This window comes from Kineococcus sp. G2 (assembly GCF_037154035.1).
GTDB lineage: Bacteria > Actinomycetota > Actinomycetes > Actinomycetales > Kineococcaceae > Kineococcus.
Window position 1 is genome coordinate 1 of record NZ_JBBBEM010000038.1, and the last position, 23,882, is coordinate 23,882.

Sequence of the window (23,882 nt, forward strand, 5' to 3'; positions counted from 1 at the left end):
GCGGCGACCGGGTGGTCGCCGCGGCGCCCCGCGCGCTCAGCCCTGCAAGCGCCGGGCGATCGTCACCACGCGGGTGGCCAGGTGGTCCAGCGCGTTCAGCTCCGCCTCGCCCAGCGGGGTGTCGTTGTTCGCGCCGGTGACGTGGGAGACGCCGTAGGGGTTGCCGTCGACGAACTTCAGCGGATCGGTGTAGCCGGGGGCCACGACGAGGCCGCCGAAGTGGTGGATCGTGTTGTAGAGCGCCAGCAGGGTGGACTCCTGCCCGCCGTGGGCGGTCTGGCTGGCGGTGAACCCGGCGTACACCTTGTCCGCCAGCAGGCCCTGGGCCCACTGCGGGCCCAGGGAGTCGATGAACGTCTTCAGCTGCCCGGCGATGTTGCCGTAGCGGGTGGGGGAGCCGAACAGGACGGTGTCGGCCCACACGACGTCCTCGGCCGTCGCGGCGGGTTCCGTGGCGTTCGCGCCGTGCTCGGCCTGCGCCTCGCTGGTGGCGCGCTCACCGCCGGTGGTCTGGCGCGCGACCTGCCGCAGCCGCACCTCCGCGCCGGCGCGCTCGCCGGCCTCGGCGGCGCGCTGGGCCATGGACCGCACGGTGCCGGTGGCCGAGTAGTACACGATGGCGAGCTTCACGCTCACGGCGTTCCCCCTCCAGGTCGTTGAACCGGCAACAAGCCGGTGACCTCACCGTAGACCCGCGCGCGCCGGGCGTCGAGACGGGCGGGTGGCCCTGCGCGGGCCACCCGCCCGCCGCCGCGGCCCGGCCGGTCGGCTCAGGCCGGTCCGGCGCCCAGGACGACCTCGAACTCCAGCAGGCTGGCGCCGGTGGCCACCGGCTTCGCCCGCTCCCCGGCGTGCGCCTCCTTCGCGCCCCCGCCCGCCCACGCCTGGAACGCCTCCTCGGTCTCCCACTTCGTGTACACGAAGTAGCGGGACTCCCCGGCCACCGGGCGCAGCAGCTCGAACCCCAGGAAGCCCTCGGTGCCCTCCACCGCCCCCATCCGGTGCGCGAAGCGGCGCTCCAGCTCCGGCCCGCCGCCCTCGGGGACCTCGATCGCGTTGATCTTCACGACAGCCATGCCGCCACCCTGCCACGCGGCCGTGGTGCGGGACGCGGCGGCCGGGCGGGTCCCCTCCGCTCGCCCGGCCGCACCGCGCCCTCAGTCCGCGATCGCCGCCACGGGGGGCGTGCGCGCGGCGCGCCGCGCCGGGAGCACCGAGGCGAGCACCCCGGCCAGCGCGGCGATCACCACGATCCCGGCGATCGAGGTCCACGGCACGTCGAGGACCACCGGGCCCTCCGCCGCCAGCACCGACGCGGTGCCCGCCAGGCCGTACCCGGTGCCCAGCGCGACGCCCAGCACCCCGGCCACCCCGGCCACGAGCAGCGCCTCCCAGGCCAGCAGCGCCCTCAGCTGCCCGCGGGTCAGGCCCAGCGCGCGCAGCAGGCCCGACTCCTGGCGCCGCTCCACCACCGACAGCGCCAGGGTGTTGCCCACGCCGATCAGCGCGATGACCACGGCCACGCCCAGCAGACCGGTGACGATGAGCAGCATCGTCGTCAGCACCTGGTCGAAGGACTCGCGCACCGCCACCACACCGGTGACGTCGCTGCTGGGCAGGGCCGCGGTGACGACCTCGGTGATCGCGTCGACCGCCGCACCCTGCTCGTCGGCGTCCAGGGCGTCGTCCAGCCGCACCCACGCGCCCCGCACCGCCGCGGCGGGGTCGGCGCGGCGCAGGTCGGCGGCCGTCATCAGCGAGCCCTGCTCGGAGTCGGGGGCGAGGACGACCCGCAGCTCGACGGGTGCGCCGCCCTCGCCGGTCACCGTCACCGCGTCGCCGTCCGCCAGGCCGAGCACGTCCGCGCTGTACCCGGAGACCACCAGCTCCCCGGGCGCCGGCACCGGTGCGCGCTGCTGCGAGCGCACCACCTGCGCCGCCTGCGCGGGGTCCACCCCCGCCACGCCCGTCGTGTCGCCGTCGCCGAGGGTGACCTCCCCCTCCAGCACCGGCACCGCGCGCGCGACCCCGGACACCTGGCCCAGCTGGTCCAGCAGCGTGTCGTCCACCGGCTCGTCCCAGGAGGAGACGACCACGTCGGTGGGGTAGCCGGCCTCCAGCAGGTCCCCGGCCGTGGCCCGCGTGGAGGAGGCGCCGACCACCATCGCCGTGGTGAGGGTGACGCCGATGAGCAGGGCGGTGGCGGTCGCCGCCGTGCGGCGCGGGTTGCGCACCGCGTTGCCCGCGGCCAGCCGCGCCGGCACGCCGCCGCCGCGCACGAGGCGGCCGGCCAGGCCGACGACCGCCGGGACCGCCCGCTGCGCGAGCAGGACGACCCCCACGAAGCTGACCGCCCCCGCCAGCACCGCCGGCTCCAGCTGCCCCGCCGAGGAGAACAGCACGAGGGCGGCCCCCGCGGGGAGCGCCAGCAGCAGGCCGGCGACCAGGCGCAGCACACCGCCGCGCGAACGCACCGGGACGGCGGCCAGGGGGCGCAGCGCCGCCAGGGGGGCGACGCGGGTCGCCGCGCGCGCCGGCGCCAGCGCCGAGAGCACCGTGACGACGGTGCCCAGCACCACGCCGGCCACCAGCGGCAGCACCGGCACGACGAGGGTGTCCAGCGGGATCGGCGAGTCCGCGTCCGAGGCCACGGCCGAGACCACGGCGGCCAGCCCCACCCCGGCACCCGCGCCGGCCAGCGAGGCCAGCAGGCCGACGGCCGCGGCCTCCACCAGCACCCCGCGCGCCGCCTGGCCGCGGGTGGCGCCCACGCAGCGCAGCAGCGCCAGCTCCCTGGTGCGCTGCGCCAGCAGCACGGCGAAGGTGTTGGCGATGACGAGGCCGGCCACCAGGACGGCCACCGCGCCGAACACCAGCAGCACCGCGGTCAGCGCCGCCGCGTCACCGGTGAACGACGAGGCGACGTCCTCGGCGGCCTCCTCGCCGGTGCGCACGACCAGCTCGCCCGCCGCGGCGGCGGGCACCGCGCCGGCGACCCGGCTGGTCAGCTCGCCGCCGTCCGCGCCGGGTGCGGCCGCCACGCGCAGGCGCGAGGGGTCCTGCGCGCCCCAGGCGCGCAGCTGCTCACCGGTGGCGAACACGCGCCCGTACAGCCCCGCCGTGGGGTCGCCCGCCAGGTCCACCAGGCCGACGACCCGCGCCTCGGAGGTGACCTCCTCGGTGCCGTCCTCGCCCGTCCACCGGGTCACCTCCAGGACGTCGCCCACCGCGGCGTCGAGGCGGTCGCTGACGGCCACCTCGCCGGGGGCCTGCGGCAGGCGGCCGGCGCTGGTGCGCTCCCAGCGCAGCGGGCCGGGTTCCGTGACCGCCTGGGCCTGCGCGTAGGAGGAGCCGGTGCGCCCGGGCAGCAGCACCTGCACGCCCGTCTCCCGGTCCGTGGAGACCTGCGCGACGCCCGGCAGGGTCCGCACCCGTTCCGCGGCACCGGCCAGCGCCGCACCCGCGGCCGCGGGGTCGGCGTCCTCCGGCGCGGTCACGACCGCGGCGCTCGCGACGAACGGGGCGCCGACGGCCTTCAGCAGGCTGGCGCTCGCGGAGGAGTTCAGGACGAGGGTCGCCACGACGAACGCGACGGCGATGACGACGGCGAGGCAGGAGGCCAGGACGCGACCGACGTGGGCGCGCAACTGGGCCAGTGTGGTCCGCAGCACGGTTCAGGCCCCCAGGGTGCGCAGGGCGTCGAGGACGTCGTCGGGCGTGGGGGAGACCAGCCCGCCCGCCAGGTGCCCGTCGGCGAGGAGGACGACGCGGTCGGCGTAGGAGGCGGCCACCGGGTCGTGGGTCACCATCACCACGGTCTGACCGAACTCGCGCACGCTGGAGCGCAGCAGTCCGAGCACCTCCGCGCCGGAGCGCGAGTCGAGGTTCCCGGTGGGTTCGTCGGCGAACACGACGTCGGGGCGCGGCAGCAGCGCCCGGCCCACGGCGACGCGCTGCTGCTGCCCGCCGGACAGCTCCGACGGCTTGTGCCGCAACCGGTCCACCAGGCCCAGGCGGTCCACCACCTCGTCGTGCCACGCCCGGTCCGGTGAGCGGCCCGCCAGCTGCAACGGCAGCACCAGGTTCTCCCCGGCCGTCAGGACCGGCAGCAGGTTGAAGGACTGGAACACGAAACCGATCCGGTCGCGGCGCAACCGGGTCAGCTCCGCGTCGCGCAGCGCGGTGAGCTCGGTGCCGCCGAGGAACACCTGCCCGGCGCTGGCGGTGTCCAGGCCCGCCAGGCAGTGCATGAGCGTGGACTTGCCGGAACCGGACGGGCCCATGATGGCCGTGAACTCCCCCCGGGAGAACTCCACGTCCACACCGGCCAGGGCGTGCACGACGGCGTCGCCGCGACCGTACGTCTTGCGCAGGCCCACGGCGCGCACCGCCGGTTCCGTAGCCTGCAGCACGTCCGCGTACCGGGTGGTGTGCGGTTCTGGCACGGGTCTCTCCTCGCTCCTGGGGGTTCGCCGGCACCGCCGGCGTCGAACCCCTCGACCGTAGGGAGACCGGCCCTCCCGGCGCGTCGGGCGCGGAGACGATCCCGCGGCGCCCCGCGGGTCGGACCGGCGGTGGACGCGGCGGGCGCGCGTCATCCCCCGGGTGGAGGCCCGGGGTTCAGCGCGCGTCGCGCAGCACGTCGCCGGGCTGCACCATCCCGGCGGTGTAGGCCAGCACCACGGCCTGCACGCGGTCGCGCGATCCCGTCTTGGCCAGCACCCGCCCCACGTGCGTCTTCACGGTCGCCTCCGAGACGAAGAACCGGGCCGCGATCTCGGAGTTCGTCAGCCCGTGCGCCATGCACTCCAGCACCTCCCGCTCGCGGGGGGTGAGGTCCTGCGGCAGGCCCTTCGGCGCGGCGGGGGTCGCGGCGCCCTGGCGCAGCATCGGGCCGACGTGCTGCAGCAGGCGGCGCGTGGAGCTGGCCGCGATGACGGCGTCCCCGGCGTGCACGGTGCGCACCGCGGCCAGCATCTCCTCCGGCGGTGCGTCCTTGAGCAGGAAACCGCTGGCGCCGGCGCCGATGGCGGCCACCACGTACTCGTCGAGGTCGAACGTGGTCAGCACCACCACCTTCGGCGGCTCCACCCCTTCCGGTCGCGGCGCCGAGGTGATGCGGCGGGTGGCCTCGATGCCGTCCACGCCGGGCATGCGCACGTCCATGAGGACCACGTCGCACGGCGTGCTCCCGACCAGGTCCACCGCGGCCAGCCCGTCGGACGCCTCGCCGACGACCTCCAGGTCCGGCTGGGAGTCGATGACCATGCGGAAACCCGCGCGGACGAGCTGCTGGTCGTCGACGAGGACGACGCGGACGGCGGGCACGGGGACCTCCGGGGGTCGAGCGGGACACGGGCGGGTGCGCCCCTGCGGTCAGGGTGCGTGGGGCAGCGTGGCACGCACGCAGAACCCGCCGCCCGGCCGCGGCCCGGCGGTGACCGAGCCGCCGTGCAGGCGGGCGCGCTCGGCCATGCCGCGCAGCCCCTGCCCGCCGGCACCGGGGTCCTGCACGAGGGCGGAGGCGCCGCGGCCGTCGTCGTCGACGCCCAGGCGCAGGGCGTCGGCGTCCCAGCGCACCTGCACGCGCGCCCGGGCGGCGGGGCCGGCGTGCTTGAGCACGTTCGTCAGCGACTCCTGCACGATGCGGTAGGCGGTCAGCCCGACCGCCGGCGGCACGTCGCGCGGTTCGCCCGACACCTCCAGGGTCACGTCCAGGCCGCTGGCGCGCACCTGCTCCACCAGGTCGGCCACCTGCGCCGCGTCGGGCTGGGGTGCGCGCTCGTCGCCGGGGCCCTGGCGCAGGACGCCCAGCAGGTTGCGCATGTCCGCCAGCGCCTGGCGGCCCGTGGCGGAGATGGTGCCCAGCGCCGCCGCCGCCGCCGCCGGGTTCGCGTCCGCGGCGTACCGGCCGCCGTCGGCCTGCGCGATGATCACCGACAGGGAGTGCGCCACGACGTCGTGCATCTCGCGGGCGATGCGCTGGCGCTCGGCGGTGGCCGCCAGCCGGGACTCGTTCTCCCGCTCGACCTCCAGCAGGCGCGCCCGCTCCACCAGGGCCATCTCGTTCTCCCGGGAGGCGCGCCGCAACCGGCCCAGCAGCCAGGTCGCCACGACCAGGACGGCGATGAACAGCGCGGCGGCGATCGTGTTGAGCAGGTCCACCGAGGGGAGCACGTAGCGGACCGGAGCCACCAGCGCGCCGAACAGCCCGAGCAGCAGCCCGCCGCGCGAGGCCCACGGCGCGGCGTAGGCGGCCAGCGAGTACAGGGCGATCAGCACCGCGACGTTCGCGACCTGCGGGTCGGGCGCCAGCGCCGGTTGCAGCAGCCCGCCCGCGGCCACGAGGCCGCCGCTGAGCTCCGGGCGCACGCGCCGCAGCGCCAGCGGCAGGCACATCACCGCGCTGACGAGGACGGCGCCCCGGCCGGTGGCCGTGGCGGTGGCGACGCACACGAAGGTCAGGGTCAGCGCGCCCAGCACGTCCAGCAGCAGCACGTGGACGCGGGGCCAGGCCACGAGCCTGTCGAACACGTTCTGCTTCTGCACCGCACGAGGGTAGGCACGGCTCGGCCCGCGGGTCGTCAGCCCGCGGGCGCACCCGCGGTCTCCTCCCGCAGTCGGAGGAGGCCGTCCGCCGGCTGAGACGACGGTCCCGGATGCTGGACGCGGCGCCCGTCCGCCCCGGTAGCCTCACCGCCATGGCGGACACCCTGCGGATCGCGGTCATCCCCGGCGACGGCATCGGCCAGGAGGTGACGGCCGAGGCGCTGAAGGTCCTCGGGGCCGTCCTCGACGGCTCCGGCGCGACGGTCGAGACCACCGAGTACGACCTCGGCGCCCGCCTGTACCACCGCACCGGCGAGACGCTGCCGGACTGCGTGCTCGAGGAGGTCCGCGGCCACGACGCGATCCTGCTCGGCGCCGTCGGCGACCCGGGCGTGCCCAGCGGCGTGCTCGAGCGCGGCCTGCTGCTGAAGCTGCGCTTCGCGCTGGACCACTACGTGAACCTGCGCCCCTCCAAGCTCTACCCGGGCGTGCCCACCCCGCTGGCCGAGCCCGGCGAGGTGGACTTCGTCGTCGTGCGCGAGGGCACCGAGGGCCCCTACGTCGGCAACGGCGGGGCGCTGCGGGTCGGCACCCCCCACGAGATCGCCACCGAGGTCAGCGTCAACACCGCCTTCGGCGTCGAGCGGGTCGTGCGCGACGCCTTCGCCCGCGCCGCCGCCCGCCCGCGCAAGAAGCTCACCCTCGTGCACAAGCACAACGTCCTCGTGCACGCCGGGCACCTGTGGCGGCGCACCGTGGAGGCCGTGGGTGCGGAGTTCCCCGACGTCGCCGTGGACTACCTGCACGTCGACGCCGCCACGATCTTCCTGGTCACCGACCCGGCCCGCTTCGACGTGGTCGTCACCGACAACCTCTTCGGCGACATCCTCACCGACCTGGCCGCGGCGGTCACCGGCGGCATCGGCCTGGCCGCCTCCGGCAACGTCAACCCCGACCGCACCGCCCCGAGCATGTTCGAGCCCGTGCACGGCTCCGCCCCCGACATCGCCGGGAAGCAGCTGGCCGACCCCACCGCCGCCGTGCTCAGCGTCGCGCTGATGCTCGAGCACCTGGGCCTCGCCGACGCCGCCGCCCGCGTGGACGCCGCCGTCACCGCCGACCTCGCCCGCCGCGCCTCCGGCGAGGTCGCGGCCCCGCGCAGCACCGCCGCCACCGGTGACGCCCTCGCGGCGCTCGCCGCCGGCTGAGCCGCGCTCCCCGCGTCCCCCGGCCGCCGTGCCGGGGGCTACCGTCGTCAGCACCGATCCACCCCTGTGAGGAGCCACGCGTGAGCACCACCGCGACCGAGACCCCGATGAGCTTCCCCGTTCACGCCTCGGCCGTACCGGTGAGCGCCGAGCGGCGCGCGGAGATCCTCGCCGACCCCGGGTTCGGCAAGCACTTCACCGACCACATGGCGATCGCCACCTGGACGCGGGGCACCGGCTGGCACGACGCGGCCGTGGTGCCCTACGGCCCCCTGCAGCTGGACCCGGCCGCGGCCGTCCTGCACTACGCGCAGGAGGTCTTCGAGGGCATGAAGGCCTACCGGCACGCCGACGGCAGCGTCTGGTCGTTCCGGCCCGAGGCCAACGCGGCCCGCCTCGCCCGCTCCGCGCGGCGCCTGGCGCTGCCCGAGGTGCCCGAGCAGATGTTCCTCGAGGCCGTCACCCAGCTCGTGCGCACCGACGAGGCGTGGGTGCCCAGCGGCGGGGAGTCCTCGCTGTACCTGCGCCCCTTCATGGTCGCCACCGAGGCGTTCCTCGGGGTGCGCTCGGCGAACGAGGTGCGGTTCCTCGTCATCGCCTCCCCGGCCGGCAACTACTTCAGCGGCGGCGTGAAGCCCGTCTCCATCTGGCTCTCGCAGGACTACACCCGGGCGGCGTTCGGCGGCACCGGCTCGGCCAAGTGCGGCGGCAACTACGCCGCCAGCCTCGTCGCGCAGGAGGAGGCGCAGGCCAACGGCTGCGACCAGGTCTGCTTCCTCGACGCCGGTGAGCGCCGGTACGTCGAGGAGCTCGGCGGGATGAACCTCTACTTCGTCCACGACGACGGCTCCATCGTCACCCCCGAGCTGACCGGCACCATCCTGGAGGGCATCACCCGCGCCTCCATCCTGGAGCTCGCGAAGGACGCCGGGCACGAGGTGAGCGAGCGGCGGGTCAGCATCGACGAGTGGCGCCAGGGCGTCCAGTCCGGTCGCATCACCGAGGTGTTCGCCTGCGGCACCGCGGCCGTCGTCACCCCCGTCGGCCGCCTCGTCTCGCGCGACGGCGAGCTCGTGCACGGCACCGGCGGCCCGGGCGAGGTCACCACCGCCGTCCGCCAGCGGCTGCTGGACGTGCAGTACGGCCGCGCCGAGGACCCGCACGGCTGGATGCACCGCCTGGTGTGAGCCGCGCACCCCCCCGGGGGACCTAGGTCCCTCAGGGCGCGCGAGGACGGGTCGATGCACCAGGTGTGATCTCCTCCCTCCGCGACCTGCGCGTCGCTACGAAGCTGTTCGCCGGTTTCGGCGTCGTCTGCCTGCTGCTCGCCGCGATCGTCGGGGTCGGCATCACCAAGCTCGGCGCCTCGCAGCGCACGCTCGCCTCCATGGCGGACGACGGCCTGGCGTCGGTGAAGACCATCGAGCAGGTCCAGAGCGCTGCGCTGCAGCTGCGGGTGGATCTGGCCAACCTCGTCATGGTGAAGGGGCAGGACCAGGTCGCCGCCGTCCTGGACCAGATCGACGCCCACGACGCGGTCTTCGACGATGCGTGGGCGGCGTACCAGGGCAGCCGCCCGTCCGCCCCCGCCGCCGAGCGGGAGGCGTACGAGGCGCTGATCGAGCAGTACCGGCAGATGCGCCCGCCGCTGTTCGCCCTCGCCCAGGCGGGGGACAGCGAGGCTTTCATCGCACTGCGCAGCCAGACCACGCTGCCGCTGTTCAAGGAGATGGACGCCGCGCGCGCCGCACTGGCGCAGGCGGAGTCGCAGGCGGCGCTGGACATCGCCGAGCAGGGTTCGGCGGCCTACCACGCCGCCGTCGTGCTGTTCCTCGTGGTGGGTGCTGCCGCGGTGGCGTTCGCGATCGCGATCGCGGTGGTCATCTCCCGCTCGGTGGCGCGCCCCCTGGCCCGCACCCTGGACGTGGTGCAGGGCCTGGCAGGCGGCCGCCTGGACCAGCGCGTCGGTTACGCCGCGAACGACGAGGTCGGCCGGCTCGCCGGCGCCGTGGACACCACCATGGACACCCTGACGGCCACGATGCGCCGCATCGGCGGGGCGTCGCAGAGCCTGGCGGCCTCCAGCGAGGAGCTGAGCGCCGTGGCGACCCAGCTGTCCAGCGGTGCCACGCAGACGGGTGGTCAGTCGCAGGTCGTCTCCGCGGCCACCGAGGAGATCTCCGCCTCGATCGGGACGGTCGCCGCCGCCGGTGAGCAGATGACCGCCGCGATCCGGGAGATCTCCACCTCCACCGCGCAGGCCTCCGAGGTCGCCTCCGCCGCCGTGACCAACGCCGGCGAGGCCTCCGCGATCCTGGAGCGGCTGTCCGCCTCCTCCCGCGAGATCGGTGACGTCGTCAAGCTCATCACCTCCATCGCCGAGCAGACGAACCTCCTGGCGTTGAACGCCACCATCGAGGCCGCCCGCGCCGGAGAGATGGGCAAGGGCTTCGCGGTGGTCGCCGGCGAGGTCAAGGAGCTGGCGCAGCAGACCGCGCGGGCGACGGAGGAGATCACCGGGCGGGTCAGCGCCACCCAGGCGGACGCCTCGGCGGCGGCGGGGGCGATCGGGCAGATCACCGAGGTCATCGCCCGCATCGACGCGTTGCAGGCCACCATCGCCGCGGCGGTGGAGGAGCAGTCCGCCACCACGTCCGAGATGGTGCGCAACGTCGCGGAGGTCTCCACCGGCAGCCGGGAGATCGCGGTGAACATCTCCGGCATCGCCGCGGCCGCGGAGCAGACCACGGCCGGGGCGGGGCAGACCGCCACCACCGCCGGCGAGGTGTCCCGCGCCGCCGCCGAGCTCAACGACCTGGTGGCCACCTTCACCCTGCCGCGCGCCTGACCCGCTGCGCCCGATCCGCTTGCCCCCGCAGGCCCTCCCCACGTCCGTGGCCTCACGGTCCCGGGGGCGGCGGATCAGCGCGAGAGGTGGGCCCTCCCGAGGGGTCGCCGGCGGTCAGCTCCGCGCTCCGGCGTGGCGGCGGAACAGGGCGAGCATGTCGCCGAACAGCAGCGAGGTGTCCACGCGCGTGCACGTGCGCGTCATCCCGTCGGCTCCTTCGGCCCAGGTGCTCGATCCCGTTCCCAGTGCGGTTCCGATGAGCGGGCAGCTGTCACCCAGGGGCCACACGGCGTCGACCTCGAAACCCTCGGGAAGGGGGAGCTCCACGAACCGGCGCCACAGCCAGGCACCGAGGTCCCCGCAGCCCTCGAACGCGTCCTGCAACTGGGCCACGCTCCACGCGCACTGCCGGTAGGTCTCCACCGGGAACTGCCGGCGCCGCAGGCCGGCGGTGGCGAGGACCTGGGCAGCGGCGTCGGGGTCGGTGTCCCGGTTGTACTCGGGGCCCGCGCCGAGGGCGCCCCCGACCCAGGACAGCATCATCCGCTCGGCGATGCCGGGATCGCGGTGCAGCGCGGCGGCGACGTTGGTCAACGGACCGGCGCACACCACCACGAGGGGCAGCGGGTCGTCGCGACGCGCGGCACGCACGATCGCGTCGGCAGCGTCGTTCGGAGCGTCGCGGCCGTCGTCGGGCACGTCCACGCCCGCGTGCACGGGAGGGCGCTCGGCTCCGCCGATCAGCTCGACCAGTTCGGTGGCCAGTGCCGCACCGGTCGCTGCACCACCCTGCGGCGGTCCGAAGACCGGTGAGAGCAGGGAACTGGTGACCGCCTCGACGCGGTGCCCGGGGGAGAGCAGGTGGTGGGCGAGGGCGACCAGGCCGTCGGGGTCGCCGGCCCAGTCGTTGTCGATGACCACGCGGCAGCGGCGGGCGATGCGCCACGGTTCGGCGGGCATCAGCGGACGCCTCCCGTGCTGGGGACCGCGCGCAGTCGCACGGCGATGTGGGGCCGACCGGGCAGGTCGACGACGAACCTGCCCGAACGGGTGCCCGGCAGCGTCTCGACGGTCGTGTTCCAGGTGTCGATGACGTCGACCTCCCACCGGACGGCCGGGTCGAGGAAGAAGCGCCGGAACCGCGGTCGGTGGATGCCGAAGTAGACGAGGTGGTACTCCTCCGGTACGCCCGCAGCCACGGCGTCCCACGCCAGGGGCAGCGGTTCCAGCACACCGCCGGGCGCCTCGTGGATGATCGAGGCGAGGAAGGCGATGCGTGCCGGGCTCGTGCCGTGCAGCGCACCGCCCTTGGCCCACCAGAGCACGTCGTCGGGGTCGAGGTAGGTCTCGCCGTGACCGACGTAGCCGCCGCGCAGGGCGCCCTCCCAGAACCGGCGGGTCATCTCCTCACCGGTGATGTCGCCCCAGCCCTGGTCGATGTCGCCCTCGTAGGCGCACTCGTCCACGACGACCGGTTTGCCCCAGGTCGCGCGCCATTCCGTGGTGTTCTCCGCGGTCCGGTAGACGTCGGTGCGCTGCATGCTCACGTGCGTGATCCAGGGCCGGGAGTGGTCGTAGACCTCGCGGCAGTTGTGGATGGAGCGCAGGTGGTCGGTGGCGTCCCAGCGGCGGATGATCGTCGCCCAGCGTTCCCAGTCGTCCTCGGTCTTGGTGTGCAGCAGGTCGAACTCGTTGGCCAGCGACCACCAGACGTTGCGGAAGGACGAGAGCCGAGCCACGGCGTAGCGCACGTAGCGGTCGTCGGTGGCGCTGTCCATGGTGGAGAAGCCCCAGCGGTCGTAGGCGTGGAAGAGGATGAGGTCCGCTTCGACGCCCAGCGCCTCGAGCTGGTCGATGCGCTGCTCCAGGTGCGCCCAGTAGGTGCTGTCGAACCGCGTGGGGTCCCAGCCGCCGCCCTCACTGCGGGCGAAGGGGTAGCGGGCCGGCTCGTCGGTGTTGAAGGTGTACGACTTCGGGAAGAGGCACATGCGCACCTTGTTGAACGGTGAGGTGGCGAGCGTGCGCAGCGTCAGCTCCTGCAGCTGCTCGTCCTGGTGCGTCCACGCGTAGCAGGTGGTGCCGATGGGCAGGTACCTGCTGCCGTCGGCGTAGCGGAAGTGGTGCTGATCGGCCACACGCACCGGCCCACGGCCCGAGCCCGGGTGAACCTGCAGCTGGCCCTGGATGCCGTCGAGGGAGCGGGCGTTGCTGGTCGTCTCGAAGCGCCACGGCCCGGCGCTCGGGGGCAGGAAGCGGATCAGGTAGCGGCCGTCGCCGTCGTAGAAGCCCAGGACGTCGTAGCTGGTGCCTCCGGGTCCGAAGAAGCGGGCCGTCAGCTCCACGTCGGTGTAGGGGTTGCCGTGGGAGGGGCCTCGCAGCTCCACCTCGAAGCGCTGCCAGACCTCGACCTCGGCGGGGGCGCTCACCGCTGCCGAACCGGGCACCACCTCGGCGCTCTCGTACGCCCGGCTGGGAGCGGCGACCGGTGCCTGCGGGGTGCCCGTGCTGCCGGTCCCCACCGCGGTCAGGTCGTGCAGCTCGTGCAGGACCTGCCGGCGCACCTCCTCGGTGAGGCCCTCCTCGGTCGCCAGCACCAGTCCGAGCGGGTACTGCTGGTACGTGTGCAGCAGCGGTGACTCGACGACGGTGGGCGCCAGCCGGCGCAGCACCTCGGCGCCGGCGGGCGAGCGCAGGACCTCGAGCAGGGGGGTGTCGCGGTCGAAGGAGTTGGCGGTGTGGAGCACGGATCGGCCTCTCTAGGAGCCCGGGCGGTCACCGGGCGGGACCGAGCGGGCAGTGGTGTCGAGCGGGGGAGGTGGGCGCAGGGGGTCAGCTTCCGGGCCGGGTGCAGATGTACACGCGCGGTTCGCCCCCGGCATCGGGGACGGGTGCGTCGACGGACTCCCGCACTCCCTCCGACACGACCTTCCCTGTGCGCGGGTCCACCACCCGGTAGGCCAGGGGGATCGGGCGGCCGTCGAGGACGCGCAGGTCACCGCCCTCGGCGAGGTAGGTGATGAACAGGACGTCCGGCACCAGCAGGCCGCGCGGGTGCAGGGTGTGCGTCCAGTCCGGGCGGGCGCCGGTCAGCGGCAGCCCGTCGAGGATCTTCCCGACGAGGCCGACGTAGTCGGAGCCCTCGAAGTCCAGCGCCTCGCGCCAGCCGGCGCCGGGAGCGGCGAAGAAGTCGGAGTGGCCGGGCTCATCGGGGTGCAGCTTCCACTGCCACAGGCTGCCGGCGCCGTAGACGACACCCATGGTGCCGCCGGCGCACAGGTTGGCCCAGGCCTCGTGGCCCTGCCACCAACCCGCGGCGCGGCCGGTGCGGCCGGTGTTCTCGTAGCTGGGTTCGCCGTTGGCCACGCCCTTCAGGGGAGTGTTGCGGGCCATGTCGGCGACGCGCTCGGGGAAGTGCTCGCCGCTGTGCCCGGTCTGGCACCACTGGAAGTCCAGCCAGTCGGCGTCCTGGTGGGCACGGTTGGTCGCGTGCGGGCGGTAGTGGATGCCGGTGGGCTGGGCGTAGGCGTCCCAGGCGTGCACCTCGGCGCCACCGGCGGCGATCTGCGGCTCCTCGCCGGAACCGTCGGCACCCACCAGCCACACCGCGGGGCGCGCGCCGTAGCGGGCGACGAGGTAGCGGCAGTACCGGGCGTACTCCTCCGGCGGCACGACCGGGCCCGCGGTCCCCAGCCCCTTCCAGCCGAACCCCTGGAACACCGGCTGCAGCACCGGCACGACGTCGTGCTCGGCGAGGACGTCGAGCAGGGTGTCCAGGTAGCGGAAGTACTCCACGTCGATCTCGCGCAGCCTCCCCTGCGGCAGGTCGTGGAAGGCGACGCCGAAACCCTCGTCGGCCGTGCGGTCCTGCGGGCCCTCGGCGCCCATGTCGGGCTGCACGCTCATCAGCAGCGCGGCGTTGAAGCCCTTGGCGGCGCGGTCGGCGGCGTAGGTGCGCACCTGCTCGGGGGTGGCCCGCCACGGCAGGCCCCACGCGGTGTCGCCGACGAGCAGGGCCGGGGTGCCGTCGGCGTGCTGCAGGGTCAGCCCGTCGGGTGCCATCCGCCAGAACCCGCGACGCTCGAAGAGCCGCTCCGGCGGTTCCGCGGGAGCCTGCACGTCGATGGTGCCCTCCTGCCCGGCCAGTCCGCCGTCCTCGACGGAGGCGCCGCTGCGCCAGCGCCAGGTGCCCGAGGGCAGCGGCGAGGCGAAGCGCACCCGCCAGGTGGACCCGCCGTCGAAGAACGCGGGCCGGCGCAGGACCTCGCCGCAGTCGTGGGTGAAGTCCGCCCAGACCTCCACCGCGCCGTAGGGGTCGGCGTGCTGCGAGTCCGCGGTGAGGGTGAGCTCGACCTGCCGCCACGGCGCGGCGGTCGAGACGACGCCGGAGGTGTCGGCGAGAGTCATGCGGAGGCCTCCTGGATGACGGTGTCGGGGGTCGGCCGAGGACCGACCGCGGCGCGGGTCAGCCCTTGACCGCGCCGGCGAAGGCGCCCTGGACGAAGTAGCGCTGGAAGAGCAGGTAGACGATGAGCACGGGGATCGCCGACATGAAGATGAAGGCGTTCAGCGCGCCGTAGTCCGTGGAGTGCTGGCTGCTGAAGCCCTGCACGGCCAGCGGGATCGTCCAGTGGTCCTGGCTCTGCAGCAGCGTCGTGGCGATCGCGTACTCGTTCCAGGTGGCCACGAAGTCCAGGATGAACAGCGCGGCCAGCGCCGGTTTGGCCAGCGGCAGGCAGATCTGCCAGAAGATGCGGAACGTGGAGGCGCCGTCCACGCGGGCGGACTCCTCCAGCTCATCGGGGATGGCGCGGAAGAAGCCGTACAGCATGAAGATCTGGTACGGGATGCCGAAGGCCAGGTAGGGCAGGACCAGCCCGGCGCGCGAGTCCAGCAGGTCCAGGCTCAGCATGGTGTTGAACAGCGGACCCAGCCCGATCTGGATCGGGACCATGGACCCGACGGCGAAGACGCACAGGAGCACGCGGTGCCAGCGGAAGCGCAGCCGGCCCAGGGCGAAGGCGGCCGCCGCGGCCAGCAGGATGCCCAGGGGGACCTTCACCACGGCGATGAGCAGGCTGTTCGCGCCGGTCACCCACAGGTCACCGGTCTCGACCGCGTCGGCGTAGTTGGTCCAGGCCCACTCGGTGGGCAGCGCCCACGTGGGCAGGGAACTGACGTCGGCCCGGCTCTTGACCGAGGTGAGGAACATGAAGATGAACGGCAGCGCCCAGACGGCCGCGCTGATCAGCAGGGAGATCCACAGCCCGACGGTGACGTAGTCGGTGTGGCGGCGCCGGCGCACGCCCTCGCCGGCGAGGGCGGCGGGGACACCGGTGGCGAGCCGGGTGGGGGTGTTGGTCGGCATCAGTGCTCCTCGCCCTTCATCGACCAGATCATGTACGGGACCACCAGGCACAGCGAGAGCAGCAGCAGGACCGTGGCCACCGCGCCGCCCATGCCGAAGGAGTGGTTGGAGAAGGACTGCGTGTACGACCACAGGGCCAGGACCTGCGTGGACTGCGCAGGCCCACCACCGGTCATGCCGACGATGAGGTCGAAGACCTTCAGGGAGTTGATGATGGTGAGGATGACGACGACGACGGTGGTCGGGCGCAGCGCCGGCAGGGTCACGGCCTTGAAGACCTGCCAGCGTCCGGCACCGTCGACCTTCGCGGCGTCGATGAGTTCCTGCGGCACCTGCTGCAGGCCGGCGAGGAAGAGGACCATGGTGAACCCGACGCCCTGCCAGACGGCGGCGACGAACACCGAGTACAGCGCGATGTCGGGGTCGCCCAGCCACTGCTGAGTCCACGAGCCCAGGCCGACGCCTTCGAGGATCTGGTTCACCGCGCCGAGGGTGGGGTTGTAGATCCAGCGCCACATCGCCGCCACGGTGATGGACGCGAACACGGCTGGGATGTAGAACACCGCACGGAAGACGTTGCGTCCGGCCATCTTCTGGTTCAGTGCCAGCGCGAGGACCAGACTGAGCGTCATCGGCACCAGCAGCGAGAGCACGACCCAGATGATGGAGTTCTTCAGCGATGTCCAGAACACCGGGTCCGCGGTGAGCATGCGCTCGTAGTTGCTCAGGCCGACGAACTCCGGGTCCTCGCTCCGGAAGCCCGACCACTCGTAGAACGAGAGCCGCACCGCGTCGAGCATCGGGTAGGCCAGGAACCACACGTACAGCACGGCGGCCGGCAGCAGGTACGGCAGCGCCCGCAGGAATCGGCGGTCGCGCCTGCGCTTGGCCGGCTGCGCGCTGCGCGTGCCGACCGGGTCGAGAACGGTCATGTCAGGCTCCCTCGGGGCGGCGGGGGTGGGGGTGGGGGCGAGTGCAGGGCTCGCCCCCACCCGTCGCGATCACTCGTTGGCGTCGAGGAACTGCTGGAACTGCTCACCGGCATCCTCGGGAGCGATGTCCCCGGTGAGGACGGAGTTCTGGATGCGCCAGTACTCGGTGGTCGCCGCGAGGTCCAGGTTCTGGTCGTTGTTCATGTACAGACCCTCGGCGGACTCGAAGATCGGCGGCCACAGCTCGTGCAGCGGGTTGTCCGTGGCCGGCGCCACCTCGGTGTTCACCGACATCGGCGAGAACGCTCCGACGACTTCCTCCTGCACCTCGGCGCTGGTGGCGTAGTCCAGGAAGTCGAGCGCCAGCTCGGGCTGCTCCGTGGCGGTGTTGACGTAGAAGCCCTCGGTGAAGCCGTAGATGCGGTTCGTGCCCGTGGGGAAGGGGAAGATGCCGACGTTGGCGGGATCCATGCCGTTCTCGACGACGTTCGCGTCGAACCAGCTGCCTTCCAAGGCCATGGCAGCGTCACCGGAGTAGAAGAGCTGGCTGGAGTCGTCGTTGCTGATCCCCATGAAGCCTTCGTTGATGTACTTCTCGCCCCAGGTCTTCAGCTCGGTGAAGGCCTCGGTGACGCACGGCTGATCGGCCCAGCTCGCCTCGCCGGTGTTCAGCGCGTCAGCGGTCTCCGCTCCGCACTTGGTCTCGATGAGGGAGTCCAGCAGGCGCATGACGTGCCAGTTGACCGTTCCGCCGAACTCGATGGGGGTGATCCCCGCGGCGACGAGCTTGTCGGCCGCGGCCACGAGCTCCTCGTAGGTGGTCGGCTCGGAGGTGATACCCGCCTGCTCGAAGAGCTCCTTGTTGTAGAAGATGCCCTCGCCCTGCACCGTCCACGGCACACCGTGGTAACCGCCGTACCGGGTGACGCTGGACAGCGCCGCCTCGCTGAACCGGTCCGTCCAGCCCCTCTGCTCGTAAGCCTCGGTCAGGTCCATGCTCAGCCCGGCGTCGATGAGCTCGCCGCCGAGGCCGGGACCCATCCAGTACCAGTAGATGTCCGGGCCGGACTCGGTGCCGGCGACCTGCCGCAAGGCTTCCTTGTGGGCGTCGGTGGCGCGTTCCTCCACCTCCACGTTCACGCCCGGGTTGGCCTCCTCGAAGCCCTCGACCACCGTCTCCACAGCTTCCTTCTGGGTGGGCTCCAGGGTGAGCATCCAGACCGTCAGCTCGGTCTCGCCGTCGCTGCCACTGCCGGACGACCCGCAGCTCGCCAGCACACCGGTCACGGCCACCGCGGCCACCGTCCTCGCGAGCGTTCGCCTTCCCAGCACCTTTGCCTCCATAGCGTTCGATCGTGGTCGCCTGCCGGGGACGGCAGGGTGGCGGTTCCCGCCCGTACAGCTGTTGGTGAACCCCGTGGTCGATCCACGGGTGTCGTCGTCGACCGGTGCGCTCGTGCACCGGCCGGCGACGCTCGTGCAGGTCGCCCGGCGTGCGGGTTCAGCGACGGACGGCGTCGATCTTGAGCATCCGGGCGATGACGGTGTCGAGCTCGTCGTCGCGGAAGATCTTCTTCCAGTCGTCCTTGACGATGGACTCGCGCCCGTAGTCCATGGCGATGTGGCAGGCCTCGGAGAACGGGTTGGAGCCGCGCAGCGCGTTCGTCAGGGCGATGCCGACGTGGCCCCACAGCATCGCGCGGGCGGCTTCGGCGGGCACGCCCACGGTGTTCACCGTCTCGTCCAGCGCTTCCTTGAGCAGGGCGCCGATCATGCAGGCGATGGTCTCCACCAGGGTGGGCTCCAGGACGGCGAGCTGCTTCACGCTGACCCAGTGCACCTGGATGACGGGGGCGTAGATGGTGGTGATGACCTGCTCGGCGACTGCCCGCACACCCTCGTCGTCGATCTGCAGGGCGGCGACGACCTCCTGGGGGGCGGCGATGCCGCCGAAGGTGTCGGCGTACTCCTCGTCCGTGCGCCGCTCGAGGAACACCGAGGGGTGGCACGGGTGCGCCACGGCCTGCGCGACGCCGTCGCGGGAGGCGAGCAGACCGGCGTAGGCGGCGGCCGGGTCCAGCGTCAGCAGGATCGATCCGTCCTTCATGCGCGGCACGAGGTCCTCGGAGACCTTGCCGAGCACGACGTCCGGGACGGCCAGGACCACGACGTCGGCGCCGTCGACGGCCACGTGCGTGTCGACGACCTCGCGGCCGGCGGCGCGGACCCGTTCCTGCCCGGCGGGGGAGTTCTCGGCGTAGCGGACGGTGAAGGCGCTGGTGTCGAGGTTGTTCGACACGCGCATGCCCATCTTGCCGCCGGCGCCGATGACCGCCACGGTCAGGGCGCCGGTGCCGGTGGTCGTGGTGGGTTCAGCCAGGTCGGTCATCGCTGGTGCTCCTCGAGCGGGTTGAGTCGGGGGTCGAGCGGGTCAGGCGGGCGAGGGTGGTGGCCGTCCAGGCGGCCTCGGTGCGGGTGGTGGTCTGCGGATCGCCCTGCCAGGGCAGCCAGTGCTCGGCGATGCGGCTGATCCCGCGGCGCACGGGGTCCACGGCCGCGAAGACGGCGTCGTGGTCGAGCAGGCCTTCGCCCAGCGGCGCTCCGGTGAGGGTGAAGCCCACCCAGCCCTCGGCCCGGGTGAAGGCGAAGTCCTTCACGTGCCAGTTCTTCACGTGGGGAGCGCAGCGGGCGACCACGTCGGCGGGGTTCTCCAGGGCGGCCACGGTGTTGGCCGGGTCCAGGCAGATCCCCAGGTGCTCGCTGCCGAGGGTCTCGACGACGTCCACCAGGGCGGTGGTGGGCACCTGCTCGTAGGTCTCCAGCGCCAGCGTGACGCCGGCGCGGGCGTAGTCGGGCAGGACCTCGCGCAGTCGGCGCTCGGTCTCGCCGCGGTCGGGACGGTCCTCGGGGTCGGCGGGGCCGGCGGTCCACATGCTGCGCACCAGCCGGGCCCCGAGGGTCTCGGCGATCCCGAGGTAGCGGTGCAGGTGCTCCGGGCGGGTTCCGCGGGTGCCGACCTCCAGGGCGAGGCCGAGGTCCTCGGCGGTTCGGCGCAGGCCCGCCAGGCCGGTCCCGTCCAGCAGGTCCAGGCGGGGTTCGTCGCAGAGCTGGAAGACCTCCGCGCCCAGCCCGGCGGCGTCCGCCAGCTGCTCGGCGATGCCCATCGGCTGCTCGACGCGCTGCGAGCCGCGCCAGAAGTACGCGTAGGTCCCCGAGCCCGCACCGGTGCGGGTGGTCCCGCTCGGTGCGGGTGGCGCGGGGGCGCCGGAGGGTGCGGTGTCCACGCTGACTCCCGGGAGGGTCGCCCGGCGGAGTGCCGGAGAGGGGTGGTGCGCGGCCCTGGCCCTGCGGACCCGGCCGACGGCTGCTGCGCCGTGCGAGGAGTCTGCGACACGAGCGCAGAGTGCGTCAACCGGTTGACCAGATAAAGGCCAACCGGTTTGCTGGTGTCTCGGTCGGCGGCAGCGTGGTGCCCCGCCGGGACGCTTCGACGACGAGGACGGGTGAGCATGGGCGAGCGACTTCACGGCAAGCGCGCTCTGGTGACCGGGGCGGCCTCCGGCATAGGGCGGGCAGTGGCCACCCGCTTCGCGGCGGAGGGTGCGCAGGTGGTCTTCGCCGACCGGGACCTGATCGGCGCCGAGCAGGCCGTGCAGGACCTGCCCGGGGCGGTGGCGGTGCGCATGGACGTCACCGACGAGGACAGCGTCCGGGCCGCGTACGAGCAGGTGCTCACCGACGGCGCACCGCTGGACGTGGTCGTCGCCAACGCCGGCGTGCAGCTGTTCGGGCAGGACGCACCGATCGCGGACCTCGACCTGGAGGTGTGGCGCCGCACGATCGAGGTGAACCTCACGGGCACGTTCCTGACCGTCAAGCACGCCGTGCGCGCCATGACCGGGCGCAGCGGCGCGAACAGGGGCGGCTCGATCATCTGCACCGGCAGCCCCACCGGCCTGAACGGTGAAGGACGCGACTTCACCGCCTACTCGTCCTCCAAGGCCGGCGTGCACGGCCTGGTGCGCACGGTCGCCGCCGCCTACGCGCACGAAGGGATCCGGGTCAACACCGTCGTGCCCGGCTACACCGAGACCCCCCTGGTCACGGCCATCTCCGGCGACGAGGCCTCGCGGGCGGCGATCGTCTCGCGCACCCCGCTGGGCCGGGCCGGAACCCCTGCGGACGTGGAGGGGATCATGGTCTACCTCGCCGGCGACGAGGCCTCGTTCGCCACCGGCGCGATCTTCCGCGTCGACGGCGGGATGACCTCCCTGTGAACGCCGGCGATCCCGCAGCGGCCGCCCCGGCGCAGGGTGTGGCGCCGGTCGGCCCGGCCCCGGACGCCTGGTGCGGCGTCTGGCTCGACGACGAACCGGCTGCGCGTCCGCTCGAGGCCGGTCCCTGGTCGCTGACCGTGCGCGGCACCCACCTGGACGACCTCACCCACCGTGGGCGGCAGCTGCTCAGCTCCCTGCGCGTGGTGGTGCGCGACCACGACTGGCGCACCGTGCCCGCCCGGCTGCTCACCTGCGAGGTCACCGTCGACGGTGATCGCCTGCAGGTGGTGATCGAGGCGGAGCACGAGGGCCTGGGAGCGCAGGTGCGCTGGCGGGGCGTGCTCACCGTGGACGGCGAGCGCCTGCTGTTCACCGTCGAGGGCCGTGCCGCGAGCGCGTTCCGGCGCAACCGCACCGGCATCGTCGCGCTGCACCCGCCGCAGGTGGCCGGCACCGCGCTGCGCGTGCTCCACCCGGACGGCACCAGCACCTCCACCGCCTTCCCGGTCGCCATCGCTCCCCACCAGCCCGCCCGGGACGTCGCGGGGTTGGCGTGGAGCGCGGACGGGGCCGAGGCGTCCCTGACCTTCACCGGGGACGTGTTCGAGATGGAGGACCAGCGCAACTGGACCGACGCCTCGTTCAAGACGTACAGCACCCCGCTGGACCTGCCGTTCCCCGTACCCGTGGCGCCCGGCGACCGCTTCACCCAGGCGGTCGAGCTCACCGTCCGCGAGGAGGAGCTCCCGGCGCACGTGCACGAGGCCCCCCGGGTGACCCCGGACGCTGTGGACGCCGTGGAACTCGTGCCGTCCGGCTGCCCGGTCCCCGAGCTGCAGGTCGGGGCCTCCACCGCACCCGGCGCGCTCGAGAACCCCGTGCCGTGGTGGGACGGGCCGGTGCTGGTGGAGCTGGACGCCACCGGCCGCGCCTGGCCCGGCGTGCTGGCGCGCGCCCGCGCCGAGGCCGGTGCCGCGCCCCTGGACGTGCGCATCACCGCGCAGCACCCCGAGCAGCTGGACGCCGTCCTGGAGGCGCTGCGCGGAACCGCCGTCGCCCGCGTCGCCGCCCACGACACCGAGGGGCATACCACCACCGCGCCGCTGTGGGAGCACCTCGTGCGGCGCTCCGGCGACCTGCCGCTCGCGGGGGGCACCAGCGCGCACTTCACCGAGCTGAACCGGCGCCACGGCGACCTGCCGGCGAACCTGCCCGCGCTGACGTTCTCCAGCACCCCGCAGATGCACGACACCGGCCGCCGTCAGCTGCTGCAGTCCGTCGCCGTGCAGCGCCTGACCGCCGAGCAGGCCGTCGTCATCGCCGACGGCCGCCCCGTGCACGTCGGGCCGATCACCCTGCGCCCGCGCTTCAACGCCGTGGCGACCTCACCCCGCGTCCCCGCGGACGCCGACGTCGTCGCCGAAGGCACCGGTGCGCACCACGTGTGGGCGGCGAGCGATCCCCGCCAGGCCGGTCGTGGTTTCGCCGCCTGGATCATCGCGTCGTTCCAGGCCCTGGCGGTGCCGGGGGTCGCCTCCCTCACCTACGCCGAGACGTGGGGGCCGCGCGGGTTCGGGACCCTCGACGGGGCCGCGTACCCCGCCGCGCAGCCGTTGGGGTGGCTGCACGAGCTGCGGGGAGCAGAACTGGTGCACGCACCGCTGGAACCCGGCCGGGGAGTGGTCGCGGCCCGGCGCGAGGGCCGCCTGGTCCTGATCGCCGCCGATCTCACCGGCCGCGGCCAGCAGTTGCGGATCGGGGACGAGCAGGTGCGCGTGGAACCGTGGGGAGTGCTGCGCGTGGAGAGTTCGACCGCCCGCCCGGCCAGCCCGCAGGCCCCGTCCGCTGCGTTAGCGTGACGTCGTGCCGGCCTTTCGAGACGACGACCCCGCCCGGCTGAAGCTGGAGCTGCAAGCCCTGCCGCGTGGATCCGCGGTCGCGGAAGTCGCCCGCCAGATGACCTCGCTCATCGCCCGGGGGCAGTTCCCTCCCGGATCCCGGTTGCCTCCCGAACGCCAGCTGGCCGAGGCCCTCGGTGTCGGGCGTTCGGCCGTGCGCGAGGCGCTGGCGGCGCTGGAGATCCTCGGCCTGGTGCAGGTGCGTCCAGGCTCTGGCACCTACATCCGCGACAGCATGTCCGAACTGCTGCCCACCACGCTCAGCTGGGGGCTGATGCTCTCCGCCGAGCACACCGCGCACCTGTCGGAGGTGCGCAGCGCCCTGGAGGTGCGCGCAGCGTCCCTGGCCGCCGAGCGGATCGACGACGAGGACCTCCAGCGGCTGCGCACGCACCTGGAGGCGATGGAGGCGCACACCACCGACCGGCAAGCCTTCATCGAGGCGGACGCCGGCTTCCACCTGCATCTCGCGCGGGCTGCGGGCAACGAGGTCATGAGCGACCTGCTGCAGACCGTGCGCTCGCTGCTGCGGGTGTGGGTCGAGCGCGGGCTGCGCAACGAGGAGCAGGCGGTCACCGCCTGCCGCGAGCACCGGGCGGTCTACGAGGCGATCGCCGCGCGCGACGCGCAGCAGGCGGCGGTGGCCATGACTGCGCACATGCGCACCGCCGGCGACCGCGTCGAGCACGCCGACACCGCGCCCGCCGAAGCCGGTGCCGCCGCGGTCACCGAGCGGACCGCGTGACGAGGCCACGTGCCGGCCACGCCCGCGGCGGTCGCTGCGCCGTGCTGAGGTCGGTGGAGG

The 23,882-nt window shown here is 73.7% G+C and carries 20 protein-coding genes; 6 read left to right on the plus strand and 14 right to left on the minus strand.

All coding sequences use genetic code 11. The features are described 5' to 3' along the window. Positions 1 to 36: 36 nt before the first annotated feature. From V9U69_RS07325 to V9U69_RS07350, 6 genes are all read right to left on the minus strand, one after another. Positions 37 to 582: a flavodoxin family protein gene (locus tag V9U69_RS07325; protein WP_442907656.1), complete on the minus strand. Its 546-nt coding sequence runs from the start codon at positions 580 to 582 to the stop codon at positions 37 to 39. Positions 583 to 770: 188 nt separating this feature from the next. Further along, positions 771 to 1,076, minus strand: coding sequence for an antibiotic biosynthesis monooxygenase family protein (locus V9U69_RS07330; protein ID WP_337060838.1), 306 nt, complete (start codon positions 1,074 to 1,076; stop codon positions 771 to 773). 81 nt (positions 1,077 to 1,157) lie between these two features. Next, positions 1,158 to 3,671, minus strand: coding sequence for an ABC transporter permease (locus V9U69_RS07335; protein ID WP_337060839.1), 2,514 nt, complete (start codon positions 3,669 to 3,671; stop codon positions 1,158 to 1,160). 3 nt (positions 3,672 to 3,674) lie between these two features. Then, complete coding sequence (locus tag V9U69_RS07340) at positions 3,675 to 4,409, minus strand: ABC transporter ATP-binding protein (protein ID WP_442907657.1); 735 nt, start codon at positions 4,407 to 4,409, stop codon at positions 3,675 to 3,677. Positions 4,410 to 4,620: 211 nt separating this feature from the next. Further along, the gene (locus tag V9U69_RS07345) at positions 4,621 to 5,328 is read right to left on the minus strand and encodes a response regulator transcription factor (RefSeq protein WP_337060843.1); all 708 of its coding nucleotides are present in this window, start codon (positions 5,326 to 5,328) and stop codon (positions 4,621 to 4,623) included. A 48-nt stretch (positions 5,329 to 5,376) separates the two neighbouring features. Continuing rightward, positions 5,377 to 6,549: a sensor histidine kinase gene (locus tag V9U69_RS07350; RefSeq protein WP_337060844.1), complete on the minus strand. Its 1,173-nt coding sequence runs from the start codon at positions 6,547 to 6,549 to the stop codon at positions 5,377 to 5,379. A 152-nt stretch (positions 6,550 to 6,701) separates the two neighbouring features. Here V9U69_RS07350 and V9U69_RS07355 point away from each other — a divergent pair, with 152 nt between their 5' ends. The 3 genes from V9U69_RS07355 (at position 6,702) to V9U69_RS07365 (ending at position 10,605) form a co-directional block, all read left to right on the plus strand. Next, complete coding sequence (locus V9U69_RS07355) at positions 6,702 to 7,757, plus strand: 3-isopropylmalate dehydrogenase (RefSeq protein WP_337060845.1); 1,056 nt, start codon at positions 6,702 to 6,704, stop codon at positions 7,755 to 7,757. Positions 7,758 to 7,864: 107 nt separating this feature from the next. Continuing rightward, positions 7,865 to 8,944: a branched-chain amino acid aminotransferase gene (locus V9U69_RS07360; RefSeq protein ID WP_442907658.1), complete on the plus strand. Its 1,080-nt coding sequence runs from the start codon at positions 7,865 to 7,867 to the stop codon at positions 8,942 to 8,944. A gap of 65 nt (positions 8,945 to 9,009) precedes the next feature. Next, entirely contained in the window at positions 9,010 to 10,605 is a 1,596-nt protein-coding gene (locus tag V9U69_RS07365; RefSeq protein WP_337060847.1) for a methyl-accepting chemotaxis protein, read from the plus strand. 114 nt (positions 10,606 to 10,719) lie between these two features. Here V9U69_RS07365 and V9U69_RS07370 read toward each other — a convergent pair whose 3' ends face one another. The 8 genes from V9U69_RS07370 to V9U69_RS07405 form a co-directional block, all read right to left on the minus strand. Continuing rightward, positions 10,720 to 11,565: a nucleoside hydrolase gene (locus V9U69_RS07370; RefSeq protein WP_337060848.1), complete on the minus strand. Its 846-nt coding sequence runs from the start codon at positions 11,563 to 11,565 to the stop codon at positions 10,720 to 10,722. Next, positions 11,565 to 13,349: a DUF5605 domain-containing protein gene (locus tag V9U69_RS07375; RefSeq protein ID WP_337060850.1), complete on the minus strand. Its 1,785-nt coding sequence runs from the start codon at positions 13,347 to 13,349 to the stop codon at positions 11,565 to 11,567. Before V9U69_RS07375 ends, V9U69_RS07370 begins: the two co-directional genes overlap by 1 nt. 85 nt (positions 13,350 to 13,434) lie before the next feature. Beyond that, complete coding sequence (locus V9U69_RS07380; RefSeq protein WP_337060851.1) at positions 13,435 to 15,009, minus strand: apiosidase-like domain-containing protein; 1,575 nt, start codon at positions 15,007 to 15,009, stop codon at positions 13,435 to 13,437. A 58-nt stretch (positions 15,010 to 15,067) separates the two neighbouring features. Next, positions 15,068 to 15,970, minus strand: a complete 903-nt coding sequence (locus V9U69_RS07385; protein ID WP_337060852.1) for a carbohydrate ABC transporter permease — start codon at positions 15,968 to 15,970, stop codon at positions 15,068 to 15,070. Next, entirely contained in the window at positions 15,970 to 16,902 is a 933-nt protein-coding gene (locus tag V9U69_RS07390; protein ID WP_337060854.1) for a carbohydrate ABC transporter permease, read from the minus strand. Before V9U69_RS07390 ends, V9U69_RS07385 begins: the two co-directional genes overlap by 1 nt. A 69-nt stretch (positions 16,903 to 16,971) precedes the next feature. Continuing rightward, a complete protein-coding gene (locus V9U69_RS07395) occupies positions 16,972 to 18,195 on the minus strand; it encodes an extracellular solute-binding protein (protein ID WP_337060856.1) in 1,224 nt (407 codons plus the stop codon). 208 nt (positions 18,196 to 18,403) lie between these two features. Then, entirely contained in the window at positions 18,404 to 19,291 is an 888-nt protein-coding gene (locus tag V9U69_RS07400; protein WP_337060858.1) for a phosphogluconate dehydrogenase C-terminal domain-containing protein, read from the minus strand. After that, a complete protein-coding gene (locus V9U69_RS07405; protein ID WP_442907659.1) occupies positions 19,275 to 20,066 on the minus strand; it encodes a sugar phosphate isomerase/epimerase family protein in 792 nt (263 codons plus the stop codon). The genes V9U69_RS07400 and V9U69_RS07405 overlap by 17 nt, the downstream gene beginning before the upstream one ends. Positions 20,067 to 20,411: 345 nt before the next feature. On the opposite strand from V9U69_RS07405, the gene V9U69_RS07410 reads away from it, so the two are divergent. From V9U69_RS07410 to V9U69_RS07420, 3 genes are read left to right on the plus strand one after another with little or no spacing between them, the layout of a single operon-like run. Next, the gene (locus tag V9U69_RS07410) at positions 20,412 to 21,179 is read left to right on the plus strand and encodes an SDR family NAD(P)-dependent oxidoreductase (RefSeq protein ID WP_337060862.1); all 768 of its coding nucleotides are present in this window, start codon (positions 20,412 to 20,414) and stop codon (positions 21,177 to 21,179) included. Then, positions 21,176 to 23,038 (plus strand): hypothetical protein, encoded by a 1,863-nt coding sequence (locus V9U69_RS07415; protein WP_337060863.1) that lies wholly within the window; start codon positions 21,176 to 21,178, stop codon positions 23,036 to 23,038. Before V9U69_RS07410 ends, V9U69_RS07415 begins: the two co-directional genes overlap by 4 nt. Before the next feature lie 4 nt (positions 23,039 to 23,042). Continuing rightward, a complete protein-coding gene (locus V9U69_RS07420; RefSeq protein ID WP_337060865.1) occupies positions 23,043 to 23,822 on the plus strand; it encodes a FadR/GntR family transcriptional regulator in 780 nt (259 codons plus the stop codon). The last annotated feature ends 60 nt before the right edge of the window (positions 23,823 to 23,882 follow it).